Source organism: Methanobrevibacter sp. (assembly GCF_017432245.1).
Lineage (GTDB): Archaea > Methanobacteriota > Methanobacteria > Methanobacteriales > Methanobacteriaceae > Methanobrevibacter.
This window is the reverse complement of sequence record NZ_JAFRJO010000082.1, coordinates 24,797-39,903: the sequence shown is the minus strand read 5'-3', so window position 1 is coordinate 39,903 and position 15,107 is coordinate 24,797. Positions and strand designations below refer to the sequence as shown.

Genomic DNA, 15,107 nt, shown 5'->3' with positions numbered 1-15,107 from the left:
ATTCTTATAGGAAATATTTAAAAAATATTTATAATTATTGAGATGATAAAAATGGTAAAAGTAGGTGTACTTGGTGCAACTGGAATGGTAGGTCAAAGATTTATCCAATTATTGGCTGATCACCCAGATTTTGAAATTGCTGCCCTTGCAGCGTCTGGAAGATCTGCTGGAAAAAAATATGAAGACGCTACCACTTGGTATATGAATAGTGAAATGCCAGAATCCGTAAGGGACATTACTGTAATTGAAACTGACCCTGCACAGATGGATAAGGATGTGGAAATTGTTTTCTCATCACTTCCAGCTGATTTTGCAGCTAAAGTTGAACCTCAATATGCAAAAGACTTTGTAGTGGCTTCCAACGCTAGTGCAATGCGTATGAAAAAGGACATACCTTTAGTCATTCCAGAAGTTAACCCACAATTCTTAGACATGATTGAAGCACAGCAAAAAAACAACAACTGGGATGGATTCATTGTAACCAACCCTAATTGTTCAACTATTGCATTGACTTTAACTTTAAAACCAATCTATGACAATTTCAATATCAATAGAATCTATGTATCTACCATGCAAGCTGTTTCAGGAGCAGGTTATAACGGTGTTCCTTCAATGGCTATTTTAGATAACTTGGTCCCTTACATTGGTGGAGAAGAGGAAAAGATGGAAAGCGAGACCTTACACTTGTTAGGTTCCCTTGATGGTGATGAAGTCAAACCTGCAAACTTCTCATTAAGTGCTTCATGTCACAGAGTGCCTGTAATTGACGGTCACACTGAAGCTGTATTTGTAGAGCTTGATGATGAAGCAGACATTGATAAAATCAAAAAGACAATGGCTGACTTTAGAGGTCTTCCACAAGAATTAGGACTTCACTCTGCTCCAGATCAACCTGTTATTGTAAAAGAAGAAGATGACAGGCCTCAACCAAGAATGGACAGAATGGCTTATGGTGGTATGGCTGCTACAGTAGGTAGAGTCAGAAAAGATCAAGCATTTGATAACAGTTTCAAATATGTTCTTGTAGGACATAATACAATTAGAGGTGCTGCTGGTGCTTCTATATTGAATGCTGAATTGATTAATAAGCAAATACTTTAATTATTAATCATTTCTTTTCTTTTTTTATTTTTTATATTCATTTTTTTCTAAATTTTAATTATTCTATTTCAATTAGTCGTTTCGTAAAACTATTATTCAAAGAAGTAAATTAAACAGACACAGAGAGTTTTTTAAGGGAAGGAGATATTATGGCTTTATTTACTTATTCTGTTAAGTATCGCTTTGTTTGCGAGAAATGTGAAAAGCCAACTGATTGGCTAAGTTACAGCATCACTCAAGATGCCGGAAATCTCAAAAGTCTTGCTGAGGAAATGAAAATTTATGCGAATGATGTCGCTTTGTCAACCCTGTCCGCTAATGTTGTTGATACGATGAGTGCTATTATGTCAACTGACCATTCGGATGAAGTCCCAATAGAAGTCTACACAAAGGATAATAGAAGGATCAAAAATGCTCACGACAAATTCCACCAAGCAATTGAGAAGGGTGATTTGTCTATTTTAGATGCTGTTTGTCCTGCATGCAATCAGAGACAGTCTTGGTCACCGAAGAAGTCTTTTTTTAAAAAGAATACTAATATCGTGAAGAACGTTACTGATGTTGTTGAGATTGACTGGAATTCGGAAAAGGTTGAAATTCATAAATAAGTTTCGTAAAACTGTAATTTAAAGAAGTAAATTAAACAAAATAAGGCCAAAATAAGTTATATTATAAAAATAGAATAATTTTAGAGCCATATTCTAAAAAACAACTTGAAATTTTCCAGTAACGACTCCTAGAAATGATTTTTGAAAGCTAATATAACTAGGGTGAGCGAAAATTATAGATAGATCTGTTCAAAATACTCATAATTAAAAAAATCATTAAGTTGACACTAACAAAAATAATGAAATGTTATATATTATGAAACATATATTGTCATATAAGTAAACATAAGTATAACAAAACTTTTTAAAATTGAACTAAATTTCATAATATTATGAAAAATTTGATTAGGTGATATAATGAATGCATATGCAGTTGTATCTCATTTTAGAGAAGACATACCAGAACAAAAAGAAGTAATGGCAATATTAAAAGAACACTTGAAATATTTCGCAAAATGTAGTGAAGAAGGCAAAGTCCTTATTGCAGGTCCCCATGCTCAAGAAGATGGCTCCTATGGTGGAGGCGGAGTCATGGTATTGAAAACTAATTCAAAAGAAGAAGCTGAAGAGCTTATGGCAAATGATCCATTTGTAGCAAAAAACATTGTAGATTACACAATCTATGAATTTAGAGTAGTTAATCTAAGACCTGAATTAGAAGAATGGTTCAAATCTTAAATATAACTTTTAAGATTTTCATTTTTTATTTTTTTACTTCAATTTACTATTTTTTTACTTTTTTTTAAAACTTCATACTAGAAATCCGTTTTTTCATTTAAAAATGCTAAGTTAAATGCATTAACAATTAATTTAAATAATAATTATTTATATGACTAATTGGAAAATTATAGTTATGGCAATGAATGATAAAATAGCTGATTATATTACCTTTCCAAAAACTTTTGAGAAATATAGATGGTACAAACCGATACTTGTTTTTGTACTGACTATAATTATAATGTCCATACTCTCAGGACTAACAATAGCGGCTTTTTACAAAATGGCGGGTCCTGATTTTTTAAGGGCTGTTCTTTATGGAGGATATGAAATACTTGTATCTCCAATGGCGATGTTCTTTATGGATTTAATTATCATTATGTTTATCCCTTCATTATATATTGCATCAAAAGTTGTTAAGGATAGGCCATTTTCATCTTATTCCTCTTCACGTGGAGGATGGAATTTCAAGCTCTATTTCAAGGCATTGATAATTCCGATGATACTGTTCATAGTATATATGATTGCAGAAACTGCCATTAAAGGACCGGAAGGCACATCTAATTTCTCAATAGCATTTCTCCTTTTACTTTTTATTTCTGTACCTCTCCAATGCATTGCAGAAGAATATATGTTCAGAGGGTTTATTATGCAGACATTTGGGGCTTGGTTTAAGATGCCAGTTTTGGCGATAGTCCTTCAAGCCATATTATTTACAGTATGCCATCAATATAACATCTTAGGACTCTTTGAAACATTAGTTACAGGTCTTGGTTTTGGATTTTTGGCTTGGAAAACAAATGGTTTGGAAATAAGCTCTGCCCTTCATACTGCGAATAATTTTGCAGTTGGCTTATTTGTTATGCTTGGACTTAAAGCATCAACTTCCTCTCCACAATTATGGGAAGTTGTGGCATCAATTGTTTTCTTAATTATATTATTCATCATAATGTATTATGTTGGCAATAAAACCAATTGGTTTGGAGAAATCTCAGAAAACTCTCAAAATAGATGATTATTCAATTAGGAAAAATCTTTTTTTTTAAGTTTTGTAAAACCCCTATTTAAAGAGGTAAATTAAGCATAATTAAAAGTTTTTTAATTAAATATTTAATAATCATACAATGTATCATAATTAATAAACTCTTTTTTTACATTAACATTGTCAACATCCACTCTTTCACGATATATGCACTTGCCATAATCCAAATGGGTCCTGTATACTTCAAATATTGCATAATCCGCTTTTTCATCTAAATGCACTTGGTATGGCACATCTCCAAGATAGCAAGTTCCAACATAGTTGCTGTCATTATACAAGACTTTTCCATTTTTTGAGTAGAAGATAACATTTATTGCATGAGTTCCAAAGCTTCTCTGATTGTATGTAATCTCGTATCCTTCTTCTGTAGAAACCTTTGAATCATACTGGCTTGAATGAATGTATCTGGTGATTTTCAAATCATCTACGATGACTGAGCTAGCCATGGAATTAGTGACTGCAGGCACAACAACTGTTGCTATAACTATTATCCCAAGAACAATCAGAACCCCTGCAAGGCAATATTTTCCGCTGTTGTCGTTTTCAGAGCTAGCATTTTGTCTACTTGATCCATTTCCTCCATAACTTCTTGGATAGTATCCTCCAAGATCAGAATCATCATAATTTCTTCCATACATCTTCTCTGTATCGCTAGCTCCATAGTGATAGTCTGCATTCTGCATGAAAAAGTCATCGTCACCTATCATGAATTTCCCCCATTCATTCTTTTGATTAATTCTATTTTTATTATAAGTATTTATTTTTTTATATTTCTATTTTTCAAAATAGTTAAACCAATTAATTAATTTTCACAAAATACTTATTTAACGTTCGTAAAATAAGATTATAAGGAATATTTAACATAATGTTTTTAAATTTTAATGTTACGTTTTTTTTAAAAAGAAGCTTTTTTAAGAGTTTTATTTTTTTTAAAGAGGAAATCATATGATGGAAATTCATTGCAAGGACTGTGGAAGCAATAACTTTGCTAGAAAGGAAGAGATGTACATTTGCACTGGCTGTGGCAGAGAATATTCTGCATTTGAGGTTATAGAGCTTACAGATGATGTGATATCTGACCAAAAGACTTTTGAATCCAAAAAAGGTTCCATAACTGAAAAGACTAAGGATTTTCATCCTAAAAAACCATTAAGCTATTATGAATCTGCTTTAAAAAGAAATCCTGATGATTTTAACGCTCAATTGAATATAATTTATCTAAGTGCTGAAAAGGCTAAAGTCACTGAAATAATTCCATATATTAGAAAAATGATTAACACATCTCCTAAAATATTAAAGTCAATAAAGGACAGTCATTTAACTGAAGAGAAGGAAATGGAAGCAATTTGGGAAGTAGGTGGCGTATTTCAGATAACTGCAGTTACCTTTAAGAATTCAGGGGATTCGAATACAAGAAAAATGGCCAATGATGCCTATGCACAGAGAGTCAATAAGGAATGGTATCTTCGCATTCTCGAATTGACTAAGCTATTTTTCACTTTCGGTGATGATTTGGAAAGAATTTTTGATGGGAAGTATGAGGAATTGGCTGTAAATTCATATAAGACTGGAATTTGGTATTATCTGGATATAATTAAGCTTGCTGACGATCAGGATGTTCATATAAAGAAGATAAGGCATTATGAAGAGAAAATAAGATTGGTCGAACCTGATTTTGAGTCTAAATTGGATATTAAAGTTGGTAAAAACAAGGAGTCCTTCTTTGGAAGATTATTGTCTAGAAAATAACATTATTTTTTTTATTTTTTTGAAGATTTTAGGCACATTACTTCTTTTTTTTAATCAATAATCAGTTTCTTATTTTTTACTTTTAGGCTAAAATAAACAAAATAGTTAAATAAGTTAAAGTATAATATAATAATATTGCTTTTAAAAATTTTTTAACCGGGCCCGTAGCTCAGTCTGGCAGAGCGCTTGGCTCTTAACCTTGTTGTCGCGGGTTCAATCCCCGTCGGGCCCGCTTTTTAGTTTTGTATAACTTTTTTTAAATAACTAAATTAAACATGCTTTTTAGTTTTGCACAGATTTTTTTAAATACTAAATTAAACATGCTTTTTAGTTTTGCACAGCTTTTTTTTAAACAACTAAATGGATATATTTAACAAGTTATTCATCATTTTCTTCACTGTTTCCATCTTGATTTTGGGTAATTATCCTTTCCAGATTATCGATCTTTTCCTCTAGTTTTTCAAATTTCTTTTTGGAGTTTCTATGAATGATTGCAGCAGCTAAAGTAGCTGTACCCACTCCTGAAAGGATATATCCACTCCAAACAAGGAATATGCTTGTCAATATGCCTCCAGGGGTACTGCCTAAAACTGCATACCCATTACTTGTAAATGCATTTGAAGTCATAGCCAATGAATTTAGAGGGGGTTGATTTTCAAGGAATATTGTTGTTACAAGACAAGTGAATACAATGCTTACCAAAATCAAAATCAGTTTTTCCAATCCATTTTCATCAGTAAACTCTAAAAACCTGTGATATAGGAACACTACCATATAAAGCAATGTAGGGATGCGGATGAAGTCCCAATATCCAAGTAATGTGGTTCCAAAGACAAGGGCAGATATTGATGCCAGTGGCATTAGGAATATGCTTGATATCCTGCTTCTTGTTGAAGAGTCATAAAATACCACTACAATATATGTTGATACGAAGATATCAATTAGGGAATTAATTAAAAACAGTTCATTGCTCACTGTAAAAAATCTATCAAAGAAGAAGTTTATTATGCAGAAATATATCAACAGAATTAGGATTAGGTAATGGACTTGCCTTAATGAAAAGATCTCTTCCTTAGGGAGAAATTCATTTGGGTTCATTAGTTTTTTGTGATGTTTGAATAAATATTTTTTAATTTGTTCCCCAAGGAAACATAATATTATGAATATGCCCATTGCAACAATGATCTGTGTTAGATAGTTAACTAATCCCATAATTATCACTTGTTAATATGTTTATGGTTCATAATAAATAAACTATTATATATTTTATTCTTTTTAGGGCTTTCGTAAAATGAGAGTTATTATTGTTTAAATAAAAATTATTATAATTGGTTTTTTTTAAACAAAATAATAAAATATATAAATTTCCATTTTTAAATTATAATAAGACTATAAATTTTAAAATTATTAAAATTAATCAAAATTAATCAAAATTGATTAAAATTGATTATTGAGTTAATGAGGTAAAAATATGGGTCCTATTTTAATTGATGATGAAAAATGCATTGTCTGTTCCTCTTGCATAAGTGATTGTCCTAATTCATTTATCTATATGGAAGACGGCAAAATACAAACACATGACAAGGGATGTATGGAGTGTGGACATTGTTACGCTATCTGTCCTGAAGGTGCCATTAAAATGGCAAATTATGACTTCAGTGATGAAATGGTAGTGTCTATGAGTGAAATAAATGAAGATACACTTCTAAATGCAATGAAAAGCAGACGCACTATAAGGCAATTCAAACCAATTGAGGTAGAAGATGAAAAAATCAATATGATCCTCGAAGCTGGAAGATATGCCCCAACTGGAGCAAATTCCCAGGATGTCAAATATACAATTCTCGGTTCAAAGCAGGCTGAAGCAGAGGAAATCTGTGTAAACTTATTTAGAAAGGGCAAAAAAGTGGGAAATTTGAGCAGCTATTTGAGAAGAATTGAAGTGACAGATGATTTCTTCTTCAAAGGGGCTCCATTGGTCATAGTCGTTTCAAGCAAAAGCAATATAAATGCAGGGCTTGCAAGCGCATATATGGAGATAATGGCTAACAGTCTTGGTTTAGGTGTCCTATACAGTGGATTTTTCGTAATGTGCACAAAGCTAAGCAGGAAACTTAGAAATCTCATTGAATTGGAAAAGGGACATGAAGTGGTTTCCTGTATGGTTATAGGTTATCCTAAGGTCAAATACCAAAGAATCGTCCCTCGTAAGGATTTGCAAGTAAATAGATTATAATTGCTTACAATCTTCGTTCTTAATTGTTTTTTCTTTTTTTATCTTAATTTCTCTTTTTTATTTATTTTTTTTATTGTCTTCTTTTTTCTATTTTTTAACAGTTTCATTGTATCTTAATTACTAAACTTAATCAAATTAACAAAAATATTATAAGTATACTTGTATAGATATATATATATATTTAACCTACGCAAGTCTTAACGACTTAAGTATTTTTTTATAGAAAAACATTGAGTGATTAAATGGCAAGAGAAGAGAAAAAAGCTGCTAGAAAACGTTTTGATGAGATTATTGGTGTTGCAAAAAAGCACCACTTGGCAAAACTATTAACAAAGAATGAAAACGATGAAGATTTTGAAGTTTCAGACCTCAGATATGCAATGGAAGAGTTAGGTCCTGCATTCATTAAATTAGGTCAGCTATTGGCTACAAGGCCGGATATGGTAGGTAATGAAATTGCAGATGACTTGAAGTTGCTTAGGGACAACACCCCTGTAACTCCTTTTGATGAAATAAGGGATGTCATTGAAGGGGAGCTTGCACAGCCCTTGGAAGATGTATACTGTGAATTCAATGAAGAACCTCTTGGTTCCGCTTCAATCGGTCAGGTTTATAGGGCAAGATTAAAGGAAACTGGAATGGAAGTTGCTGTTAAGGTTCAAAAGCCAGGCATCTATGATGTCATTGTTCCTGATGTAAAGATATTGAATAACTTGGCAGGAACTATCGATAAGCATATATCAAAGTCAAGAACCTATAACTTGCCTGCAATAGCTAAGGAATTTGAAAAATCCATATTCAAGGAACTTGACTATATGGAGGAAGTCAGAAACATTGGAAAAATCACTAAAAACTTTGAAGAAGTGGACTACATTAAAATACCTGAAGTCTATCCAGAATACTGTACTCCTAAGCTCATTACCATGGAACTTATTGACGGATATGAAGTGACTGATTTGTTTGACAATGAGATTGAAGGCATCAACAATACTGAAATTGCCCAATATGGAACCCAATCCTATTTGAAACAAGTATTGATTGATGGATTTTTCCATGCAGACCCACATCCAGGAAACTTGTTTGTAACCAAGGACAATAAGCTTTGCTACATAGACTTCGGTATGATGGGAGTTGTAAATGATGAGTTCAGAGCAAACTTCTCTCAAATGATCTTGCTTTTGCTCGGCGGAAACTCAAACCACTTGATCAAGCAAATGCTTTATATGAAGATTATCACACCAGAGCAAAACACTCCTGACTTCAGAGAGGATGTTGACGATTTATTGAATACCTATGTAGGTGTTGATATAGACCAAATGGATGGTATTTTTGACCGTTTGATGGATCTTATGATTGAACATAACATTGTTCTTCCAAGGGAATTCGTTATGATTGGAAGAGGTATAATCCTTATTGAGGATGCAGGAAGCAGATTGGACCCTCACTTCAACATCACAGGAGAGCTTGAACACTTCGCTAAGAAGATGGTTGGTCAGAAATTCAGTCCAGGAAATCTTGTAAGTGGCGGATTCAACTATATCGTTGAAATTGAACATTTGTTAAAGGATTTGCCTGACAGACTCAACAGCACTCTTGATAAGGTTGAAAAAGGGGAATTGGAAATAAATATGAACCATACCGGTTTGGATGAATTGAAAGATCAATTATCCATATCCTTAATAGTTTCTGCATTGCTTGTAGGTTCATCCATTGCTATTTTAGCAGATAAAGGACCAAGAGTATGGGATATTTCAGCTATTGGGTTCTTTGGATTCCTTATCAGTGCAATTCTTGGATTATACATTATAATTAAATTCATAAGAACTGAAAAGTAATTTAAACAATTTAAATGATTGCTTAATCATGTATGAGGTGAAAGAATGTATAGGAAATTATTGGCCTTTTTAATATTGGGCTTTTTGGTAATTGGAGCAGCAAGTGCTGCAGACTTTAAGATCAATGATGGATTTGAAGAGGTGACTGAGTATTTCTCTGTCAATAACGAAACAGGGATGACTTTATGTACTTGGGAAAATGACGAATCAGTTCAAGAGTATTATTTGCAAAACGGCACTGGTTACATTATAGTTGAAGGAGACAGCAATACATATAATGTTACTGAAGATGATGCAAGTGAAATCGGACATGCCATTTCTTATGTGACAAGTGGAAAAGCTACTTTAACTTATGGAGTTTTAGAAAAAGTGGAATTTGAAGGCAAAGAGTATGTCATTTTTGCATATATGGAAAAGGCAAGCCCTGATGATTGGAAAGCATGTTATGATGAATTGATGAAATTCAATGAAAACAATAACGTAGAGCCATTAGCAGATGCATTATAAGCATTTTATAAATAATATTTTTTTTATTATTGTGGAGAATTTATTTTCTCCCCTTATTTTTTAATTTTTTATAAATTTTTTCTTATTTTATCCTAATTTTTCTTAAATAATCATATTTTCCTAATCAAAACTTTAAAATTTATGCAATTTTAATAGAATTTATCCATATACTTTAAATAAGAGTTTAAACATACATTTAAATATAGTTTTAATTAAAGACTAATCTATTTTGATTAGCATTAAATTAAGTTATGTTTAAGTGATAAAATGAGTTTTGAAAGTTCAAGCGATATGTATAAGTTACAAAAATTGGTAAAGTCTTCTCTTTTAGAGATCAACAAGCTTAAGATGGAAATTGTTCAATTAAAAGAAGAGCAAAGTTCCCTGAAATCTAATGATGAATTTGAAACACTGAAAGCTGAATCTGAAGAATCCTTAAAGCAAAAGGATGATGAGATTTTTGAATTAAAGAAACAGCATGAACTGGAAATATCTAATTTGAAACTTAAGTATGACGAAGATTTAAAGAATAAAGGATTAGAGCTCAATGACTTTTTAGCTAAATTCGATAATGATATCAAGGCTAAGGATGATGAGATTTCTGATTTAAAATCTAAATATTATGCTGATTTGAATACTAAAAACTATGAAATTGAAAACCTAACTCATTCTTTAAATACTAATATTGAAGTATTGAACAGATCCAAGGATCTATTGAATTCAAAGGATGAAACCATCAGAAACCTATCAGATAAGGTTAATGAACTTTCTGATATTAATGAATCTCTTTCTAAAATGAAGGAATCCTTTGATGATGAATTTAACAGCTTTAAAACTTTAGAATTAGGTCAGGCAAACCTTAAATTGAAAGAGGCATTGAATGATGTCAGTTCTAAAGACAATGAAATTCAAGCTATTTCTAATGATTTGAAGATTGCTGAAAATAATTTGGTGGATCTTCAACGCCAATTGGATGAAGCAAAAAATAAGGAGAATGAAGCTAACCTTAAATTGGCTAATACATTAACTGCTGTTGATGATAAGAATATGGAAATCCAATCTCTCAATGCTCAAATTGCTTCTCAAAATGAGGAAATCCTCGACTTGAAGAATAATTTGGTAAATAAGGATAATCTTGTAGCATTGCAAAGAGAGCTTGATTCCCGTGATTTAACCATTCGTGAGAAAGATGTGCAGATACAATTATTGAAAGACAAGTCAGTTTCACGTGAGGACTATGCAAAGGTTCAAAATGAATTGTCTAAAAAAGACCTTCAAATCCAAAGATTAAATGAAGTGAAGGACTTGTTCTTTGAATTGTCTGATGATAGTTTCTTGGATAATCAATCTCATGATGGAATCATTAACAAAACATCTGTTGAAGATAGGGAATTGCTTGAATTGAATGACATAAAGAGAGAATTGGAATTAGCTAAAGAGAATAAGCTTAAGATTAGAGCTGTTGGTGATGAGGAATTGGAAAATGTGGCTAATTTAATTGATTCCCAATCAAATGATGGGGCATCTCAAAATAATGAGGAAGTCGAAAGACTTAAAGCGGAACTTGAAGGATACAAATCTACAGTTGAGGAATTGGAAAAATTCAAGTTCGTATATGATAAGTTAACTGCTCCTCAATTGAAGAACTTAAATTCCATCCAGTCTCAAATTTATCATCTGTTACCTGAAGATGAATCTATGGATACATTGTCTGTAAAAGATTATCTAAATGATCTTGCATTCAAGAACCTTTCATTCGGTAATACAAAGAACATTCTTAAAAGCTTAGAGAGAAAAGGTTATGTTGAAGTGGCTAAAAAAGAAAATGATATATTCTTCTGGCAAAAGCTTCCTTTACCTGAAGAATAATTAATTTTCCTTTATTTTCTTTTTTTATTATTTTTTGGTTTTATTTTTTCATATGCTTATTTTTATGGCGGTTTTGAATTTCATGTAATTTTTAAAATTTTCATGAAATCGTTTTTTCTTATTTTTTTCTATTTTTTATACCTATTTTTTCAATTCCATTTTTTATACTAATTTTTTCTAATTTATACTATTTTTCTAATTCCTTCATCATACTTGTTTCATCATGTATTGAATATGTCTTATTGTTGAAATGATAGGTACCAATAGGAACAGATAAATAAAGTTAGGGTTTACGTTAAAGTCCAATAGGTTTACAATAACTGTAGCTCCCATAACAATATACAATGTGTGGTATACATGTTTCTTGTCTTTTTCAGTTGTGTATTCCTCAAGGAATCCTCTTTTATGGGCATAATAGAACATTATTAAGAAGAACACTACAACTAAAAGTATATTTAATCCAAAGATCACATTTGCCAAGAAGAAGTGTGAATAGTTTCCGATAATGGATGTTGTAAATGGTATGAAGCATATGCTGGCTAAATAAAATATATTTAACCATATATAAGGAATATTCAATTTTTTTATTTTCATAAACTCATGATGATAAATCCAGAATGAAGCCAAGAGTATGAAACTAACAATCACCACTCCAGCAACTGATGCGATGGAGCCGATAAAAGCTATAAATCCTGTATAATTGACTATTTCATTTTCAGGCAATGCCATTCCAAAGATCAAAAGTGTCATTACTATACTGAATATACCATCAGTAAGTCCCATTAGTCTTCCAGGATCAATATCAAGGTCTTTTTCGAATGCATCTATGAATCTTTGGTAAGTGCTGATTTTCTTATCGGTTTTTTCGAGCCTCTTAATCTCTTCATCAATGTTTCCTTCCTCAATCTCATTACTCATTTGATTATTTTTATGCTTTTCAATCTTTTCCTGAATCTTTTTAGCATTGCTTTCATCCATTTCATCTAATTTCCGATTAATTTTTTCTTTCAGGCTTTCTAATTCTTTGTATTTTTCATCAAGATTTGCATTGTCATAATCATTAGATGGATTGTGATTTTCAATTTCTTCATTTGCTATAAAATCATCTCCAAGTCAATTATAATTACTTAAAATTTTGTTTATCTTATTATAATAATATTTTGGAAAATATGCTTAGCTCATCATGTCTTTTTCAATTGTTTACCGCAAAGGAACTAGTGTTAACTGCAAAGGAACTTTCAATTTTAATATATTTTTGTAACTAAATTAAATTTATATTATTTTGTTCATATTATTTTAAAATAATTATAATTTCATTCAATTTTTAATCATTTTTCTATATTTTTCTTTAAAATAATAATTTTCCAAAAATTCATCATAAAAACAAAAACTTTATATATTACTTTAAACCCATTGTTATTATAGAATAAATATTATTAAATTAGTTGAATCTATCAATGATTTAAATTAACTTATATTTATTTAATCTATCAAAAAAATTATTTATTAAAAAAATTGAGGTGTATAGAATGGCACAAGGTCAACCTATTTTCATTTTACCTGAAGGAACTAACAGATTGTTAGGTAGAGATGCACAAAGAACCAACATCTTAGCAGGTAAAGTATTAGCAGAAACTGTAAGAACCACTTTAGGTCCAAAAGGTATGGACAAAATGTTAGTGGACGGACTCGGAGATATTGTAGTAACCAACGACGGAGTTACTATCTTAAAAGAAATGGATATTGAACACCCTGCAGCAAAAATGCTCGTAGAAGTTGCAAAAACCCAAGAAGACGAAGTTGGAGACGGAACTACTACCGCAGTAATCATTGCTGGAGAACTCCTCAAAAAATCCGAAACCTTATTAGATATGGACATTCACCCAACCATCATTGCTATGGGTTACAGACAAGCAGCAGAAAAAGCACAAGAAATCTTAGATGATATCGCTATCGAAGACATTTCCCGTGAAATGTTAGTAAAAGTAGCTATGACTGCTATGACTGGTAAAGGAACCGAAAAAGCTCGTGAACCTTTAGCAAACTTAATCGTAGATGCTGTACAACAAGTAGCTGACGATGGTGAAGTTGACACTGATCACATTAAAATCGAGAAGAAAGACGGCGCTGTAGTAGAAGAATCTACCTTAATCCAAGGTGTAATCGTAGACAAGGAAAAAGTACACCCAGGTATGCCATCTGAATTGAAAGACGCAAAAGTTGTCTTAATCAACTCTCCTTTAGAAGTTAAGGAAACTGAAGTAGATGCTGAAATCAGAATCACTGACCCTGCTCAAATGCAAGCATTCATTGAACAAGAAGAACAAATGGTCAGAGATATGGTTAACAAAATCGCTGATGTCGGTGCAAACGTATTATTCGCACAAAAAGGTATCGACGACTTAGCACAACACTACTTAGCTAAAGAAGGAATCTTAGCTGTAAGAAGAGTTAAAAAATCTGACATTGACAAATTAGCTAAAGCAACTGGCGCTACTGTTGTATCCAACTTAGATGACTTAACCGAAGCTGACTTAGGTCACGCAGGTTCCGTAATCGAGAAGAAAATCTCTGGTGATGACATGATCTTTGTAGAAGAATGTCAAGAACCTAAAGCAGTAACCTTACTCGTCAGAGGAAGTACCAAACACATCGTTGACGAAATCGACAGAGCTGTTGATGACGCAATCGGTGTAGTAGCTGCTACTGTAGAAGACGGTCAAGTTGTAGCTGGTGGAGGAGCTCCTGAAATCGCTATGGCTAAAAAACTTAAAGAATACGCACAATCCATTAGCGGAAGAGAACAATTAGCTGTAACTGCATTTGCAGAATCCTTAGAAATTGTTCCTAAAACCTTAGCTGAAAACGCTGGTTTAGACAGCATTGACTCTTTAGTAGACTTAAGAGCTGCTCACGAAAAATCTGCTTACATGGGATTAAACGTATTCACTGGTGATGTTACTGACATGAAAGAAGAAGGTGTTGTAGAACCTAAACGTGTCAAAAAACAAGCTATTCAATCTGCTTCTGAAGCTGCTGAAATGATTTTAAGAATCGATGACGTAATTGCTTCCAGCGGAACCAGTGCTGGCGACATGCCTATGGACCCAGGTATGGGCGGCATGCCTCCAATGATGTAGCCAAGCTTTTCCGTTGCCTACGGCAACGCAAAACCTTGACCAAAATTTTTTCCTATTTTGGTAAAGGATTAGGCTTTTATTTAAATGAACCTTTTTTAAGGTTTATTTCTTTTCTTTTTTTACTTTTTTTAATATTTATTTTCATTGATTTTAACTAATTTTTCAATTAAAATTATTCTTCAATGAATATTATTTTCTTTTAGAATCCGCATTGATTTTATATGTTAAACTATTTCTAATAATAATTCTTGTTTTTTAATATATTAAACTATATATAATTTATTTCTAATTTAACTAAGTAAT

The 15,107-nt window shown here is 31.9% G+C and carries 13 protein-coding genes and 1 tRNA gene; 11 read left to right on the top strand and 3 right to left on the bottom strand.

All coding sequences use genetic code 11. The features are described 5' to 3' along the window. Positions 1-51 precede the first annotated feature (51 nt). The 4 genes from asd (at position 52) to IJI80_RS06790 (ending at position 3,441) form a co-directional block, all read left to right on the top strand. Positions 52-1,101 (top strand): aspartate-semialdehyde dehydrogenase, encoded by a 1,050-nt coding sequence (gene asd / locus IJI80_RS06805; protein WP_292788745.1) that lies wholly within the window; start codon positions 52-54, stop codon positions 1,099-1,101. 149 nt (positions 1,102-1,250) lie between these two features. Then, the gene (locus tag IJI80_RS06800; protein WP_292788744.1) at positions 1,251-1,709 is read left to right on the top strand and encodes a hypothetical protein; all 459 of its coding nucleotides are present in this window, start codon (positions 1,251-1,253) and stop codon (positions 1,707-1,709) included. A 357-nt stretch (positions 1,710-2,066) separates the two neighbouring features. After that, the gene (locus IJI80_RS06795) at positions 2,067-2,387 is read left to right on the top strand and encodes a YciI family protein (RefSeq protein ID WP_292776636.1); all 321 of its coding nucleotides are present in this window, start codon (positions 2,067-2,069) and stop codon (positions 2,385-2,387) included. A gap of 322 nt (positions 2,388-2,709) precedes the next feature. Continuing rightward, a complete protein-coding gene (locus IJI80_RS06790) occupies positions 2,710-3,441 on the top strand; it encodes a type II CAAX endopeptidase family protein (protein WP_292776634.1) in 732 nt (243 codons plus the stop codon). Between the two features lie 95 nt (positions 3,442-3,536). On the opposite strand, the gene IJI80_RS06785 is transcribed toward IJI80_RS06790, so the two are convergent. Further along, complete coding sequence (locus IJI80_RS06785; protein WP_292788743.1) at positions 3,537-4,175, bottom strand: hypothetical protein; 639 nt, start codon at positions 4,173-4,175, stop codon at positions 3,537-3,539. A gap of 238 nt (positions 4,176-4,413) precedes the next feature. Here IJI80_RS06785 and IJI80_RS06780 point away from each other — a divergent pair, with 238 nt between their 5' ends. Continuing rightward, positions 4,414-5,217 (top strand): hypothetical protein, encoded by an 804-nt coding sequence (locus IJI80_RS06780; protein WP_292788742.1) that lies wholly within the window; start codon positions 4,414-4,416, stop codon positions 5,215-5,217. Between the two features lie 158 nt (positions 5,218-5,375). Continuing rightward, positions 5,376-5,449: transfer RNA gene (locus IJI80_RS06775), tRNA-Lys, on the top strand. Between the two features lie 146 nt (positions 5,450-5,595). On the opposite strand, the gene IJI80_RS06770 is transcribed toward IJI80_RS06775, so the two are convergent. Continuing rightward, entirely contained in the window at positions 5,596-6,429 is an 834-nt protein-coding gene (locus IJI80_RS06770) for a hypothetical protein (protein WP_292788741.1), read from the bottom strand. A gap of 259 nt (positions 6,430-6,688) precedes the next feature. Between IJI80_RS06770 and IJI80_RS06765 the strand changes: the two genes are divergently transcribed. The 4 genes from IJI80_RS06765 (at position 6,689) to IJI80_RS06750 (ending at position 11,664) form a co-directional block, all read left to right on the top strand. After that, complete coding sequence (locus tag IJI80_RS06765) at positions 6,689-7,453, top strand: nitroreductase family protein (protein ID WP_292788740.1); 765 nt, start codon at positions 6,689-6,691, stop codon at positions 7,451-7,453. A 242-nt stretch (positions 7,454-7,695) separates the two neighbouring features. After that, the gene (locus IJI80_RS06760) at positions 7,696-9,288 is read left to right on the top strand and encodes an AarF/ABC1/UbiB kinase family protein (protein WP_292788739.1); all 1,593 of its coding nucleotides are present in this window, start codon (positions 7,696-7,698) and stop codon (positions 9,286-9,288) included. 45 nt (positions 9,289-9,333) lie between these two features. Continuing rightward, positions 9,334-9,795, top strand: coding sequence for a hypothetical protein (locus IJI80_RS06755; protein WP_292788738.1), 462 nt, complete (start codon positions 9,334-9,336; stop codon positions 9,793-9,795). Between the two features lie 267 nt (positions 9,796-10,062). Next, positions 10,063-11,664 carry a hypothetical protein gene (locus tag IJI80_RS06750; RefSeq protein ID WP_292788737.1) on the top strand — a complete coding sequence of 534 codons (1,602 nt, stop codon included), beginning with the start codon at positions 10,063-10,065 and terminating at the stop codon, positions 11,662-11,664. Positions 11,665-11,871: 207 nt separating this feature from the next. On the opposite strand, the gene IJI80_RS06745 is transcribed toward IJI80_RS06750, so the two are convergent. Beyond that, positions 11,872-12,642, bottom strand: a complete 771-nt coding sequence (locus IJI80_RS06745; RefSeq protein ID WP_292788736.1) for a TMEM175 family protein — start codon at positions 12,640-12,642, stop codon at positions 11,872-11,874. 551 nt (positions 12,643-13,193) lie between these two features. Here IJI80_RS06745 and thsA point away from each other — a divergent pair. Further along, positions 13,194-14,804, top strand: coding sequence for a thermosome subunit alpha (thsA, locus tag IJI80_RS06740; RefSeq protein WP_292788734.1), 1,611 nt, complete (start codon positions 13,194-13,196; stop codon positions 14,802-14,804). Positions 14,805-15,107 lie beyond the last annotated feature (303 nt).

What these genes read in the sequence shown, in the direction of transcription:
- IJI80_RS06765 (WP_292788740.1), top strand. Translation starts at nt 6,689, where the DNA reads ATGGGTCCTATTTTAATTGATGATGAAAAATGCATTGTCTGTTCCTCT.
- IJI80_RS06750 (WP_292788737.1), top strand. Translation starts at nt 10,063, where the DNA reads ATGAGTTTTGAAAGTTCAAGCGATATGTATAAGTTACAAAAATTGGTA.
- IJI80_RS06795 (WP_292776636.1), top strand. Translation starts at nt 2,067, where the DNA reads ATGAATGCATATGCAGTTGTATCTCATTTTAGAGAAGACATACCAGAA.
- IJI80_RS06785 (WP_292788743.1), bottom strand. Translation starts at nt 4,175, where the DNA reads ATGATAGGTGACGATGACTTTTTCATGCAGAATGCAGACTATCACTAT.
- IJI80_RS06745 (WP_292788736.1), bottom strand. Translation starts at nt 12,642, where the DNA reads ATGGATGAAAGCAATGCTAAAAAGATTCAGGAAAAGATTGAAAAGCAT.
- IJI80_RS06760 (WP_292788739.1), top strand. Translation starts at nt 7,696, where the DNA reads ATGGCAAGAGAAGAGAAAAAAGCTGCTAGAAAACGTTTTGATGAGATT.
- IJI80_RS06800 (WP_292788744.1), top strand. Translation starts at nt 1,251, where the DNA reads ATGGCTTTATTTACTTATTCTGTTAAGTATCGCTTTGTTTGCGAGAAA.
- IJI80_RS06755 (WP_292788738.1), top strand. Translation starts at nt 9,334, where the DNA reads ATGTATAGGAAATTATTGGCCTTTTTAATATTGGGCTTTTTGGTAATT.
- IJI80_RS06780 (WP_292788742.1), top strand. Translation starts at nt 4,414, where the DNA reads ATGATGGAAATTCATTGCAAGGACTGTGGAAGCAATAACTTTGCTAGA.
- thsA (WP_292788734.1), top strand. Translation starts at nt 13,194, where the DNA reads ATGGCACAAGGTCAACCTATTTTCATTTTACCTGAAGGAACTAACAGA.
- IJI80_RS06770 (WP_292788741.1), bottom strand. Translation starts at nt 6,429, where the DNA reads ATGGGATTAGTTAACTATCTAACACAGATCATTGTTGCAATGGGCATA.
- IJI80_RS06790 (WP_292776634.1), top strand. Translation starts at nt 2,710, where the DNA reads ATGGCGGGTCCTGATTTTTTAAGGGCTGTTCTTTATGGAGGATATGAA.
- asd (WP_292788745.1), top strand. Translation starts at nt 52, where the DNA reads ATGGTAAAAGTAGGTGTACTTGGTGCAACTGGAATGGTAGGTCAAAGA.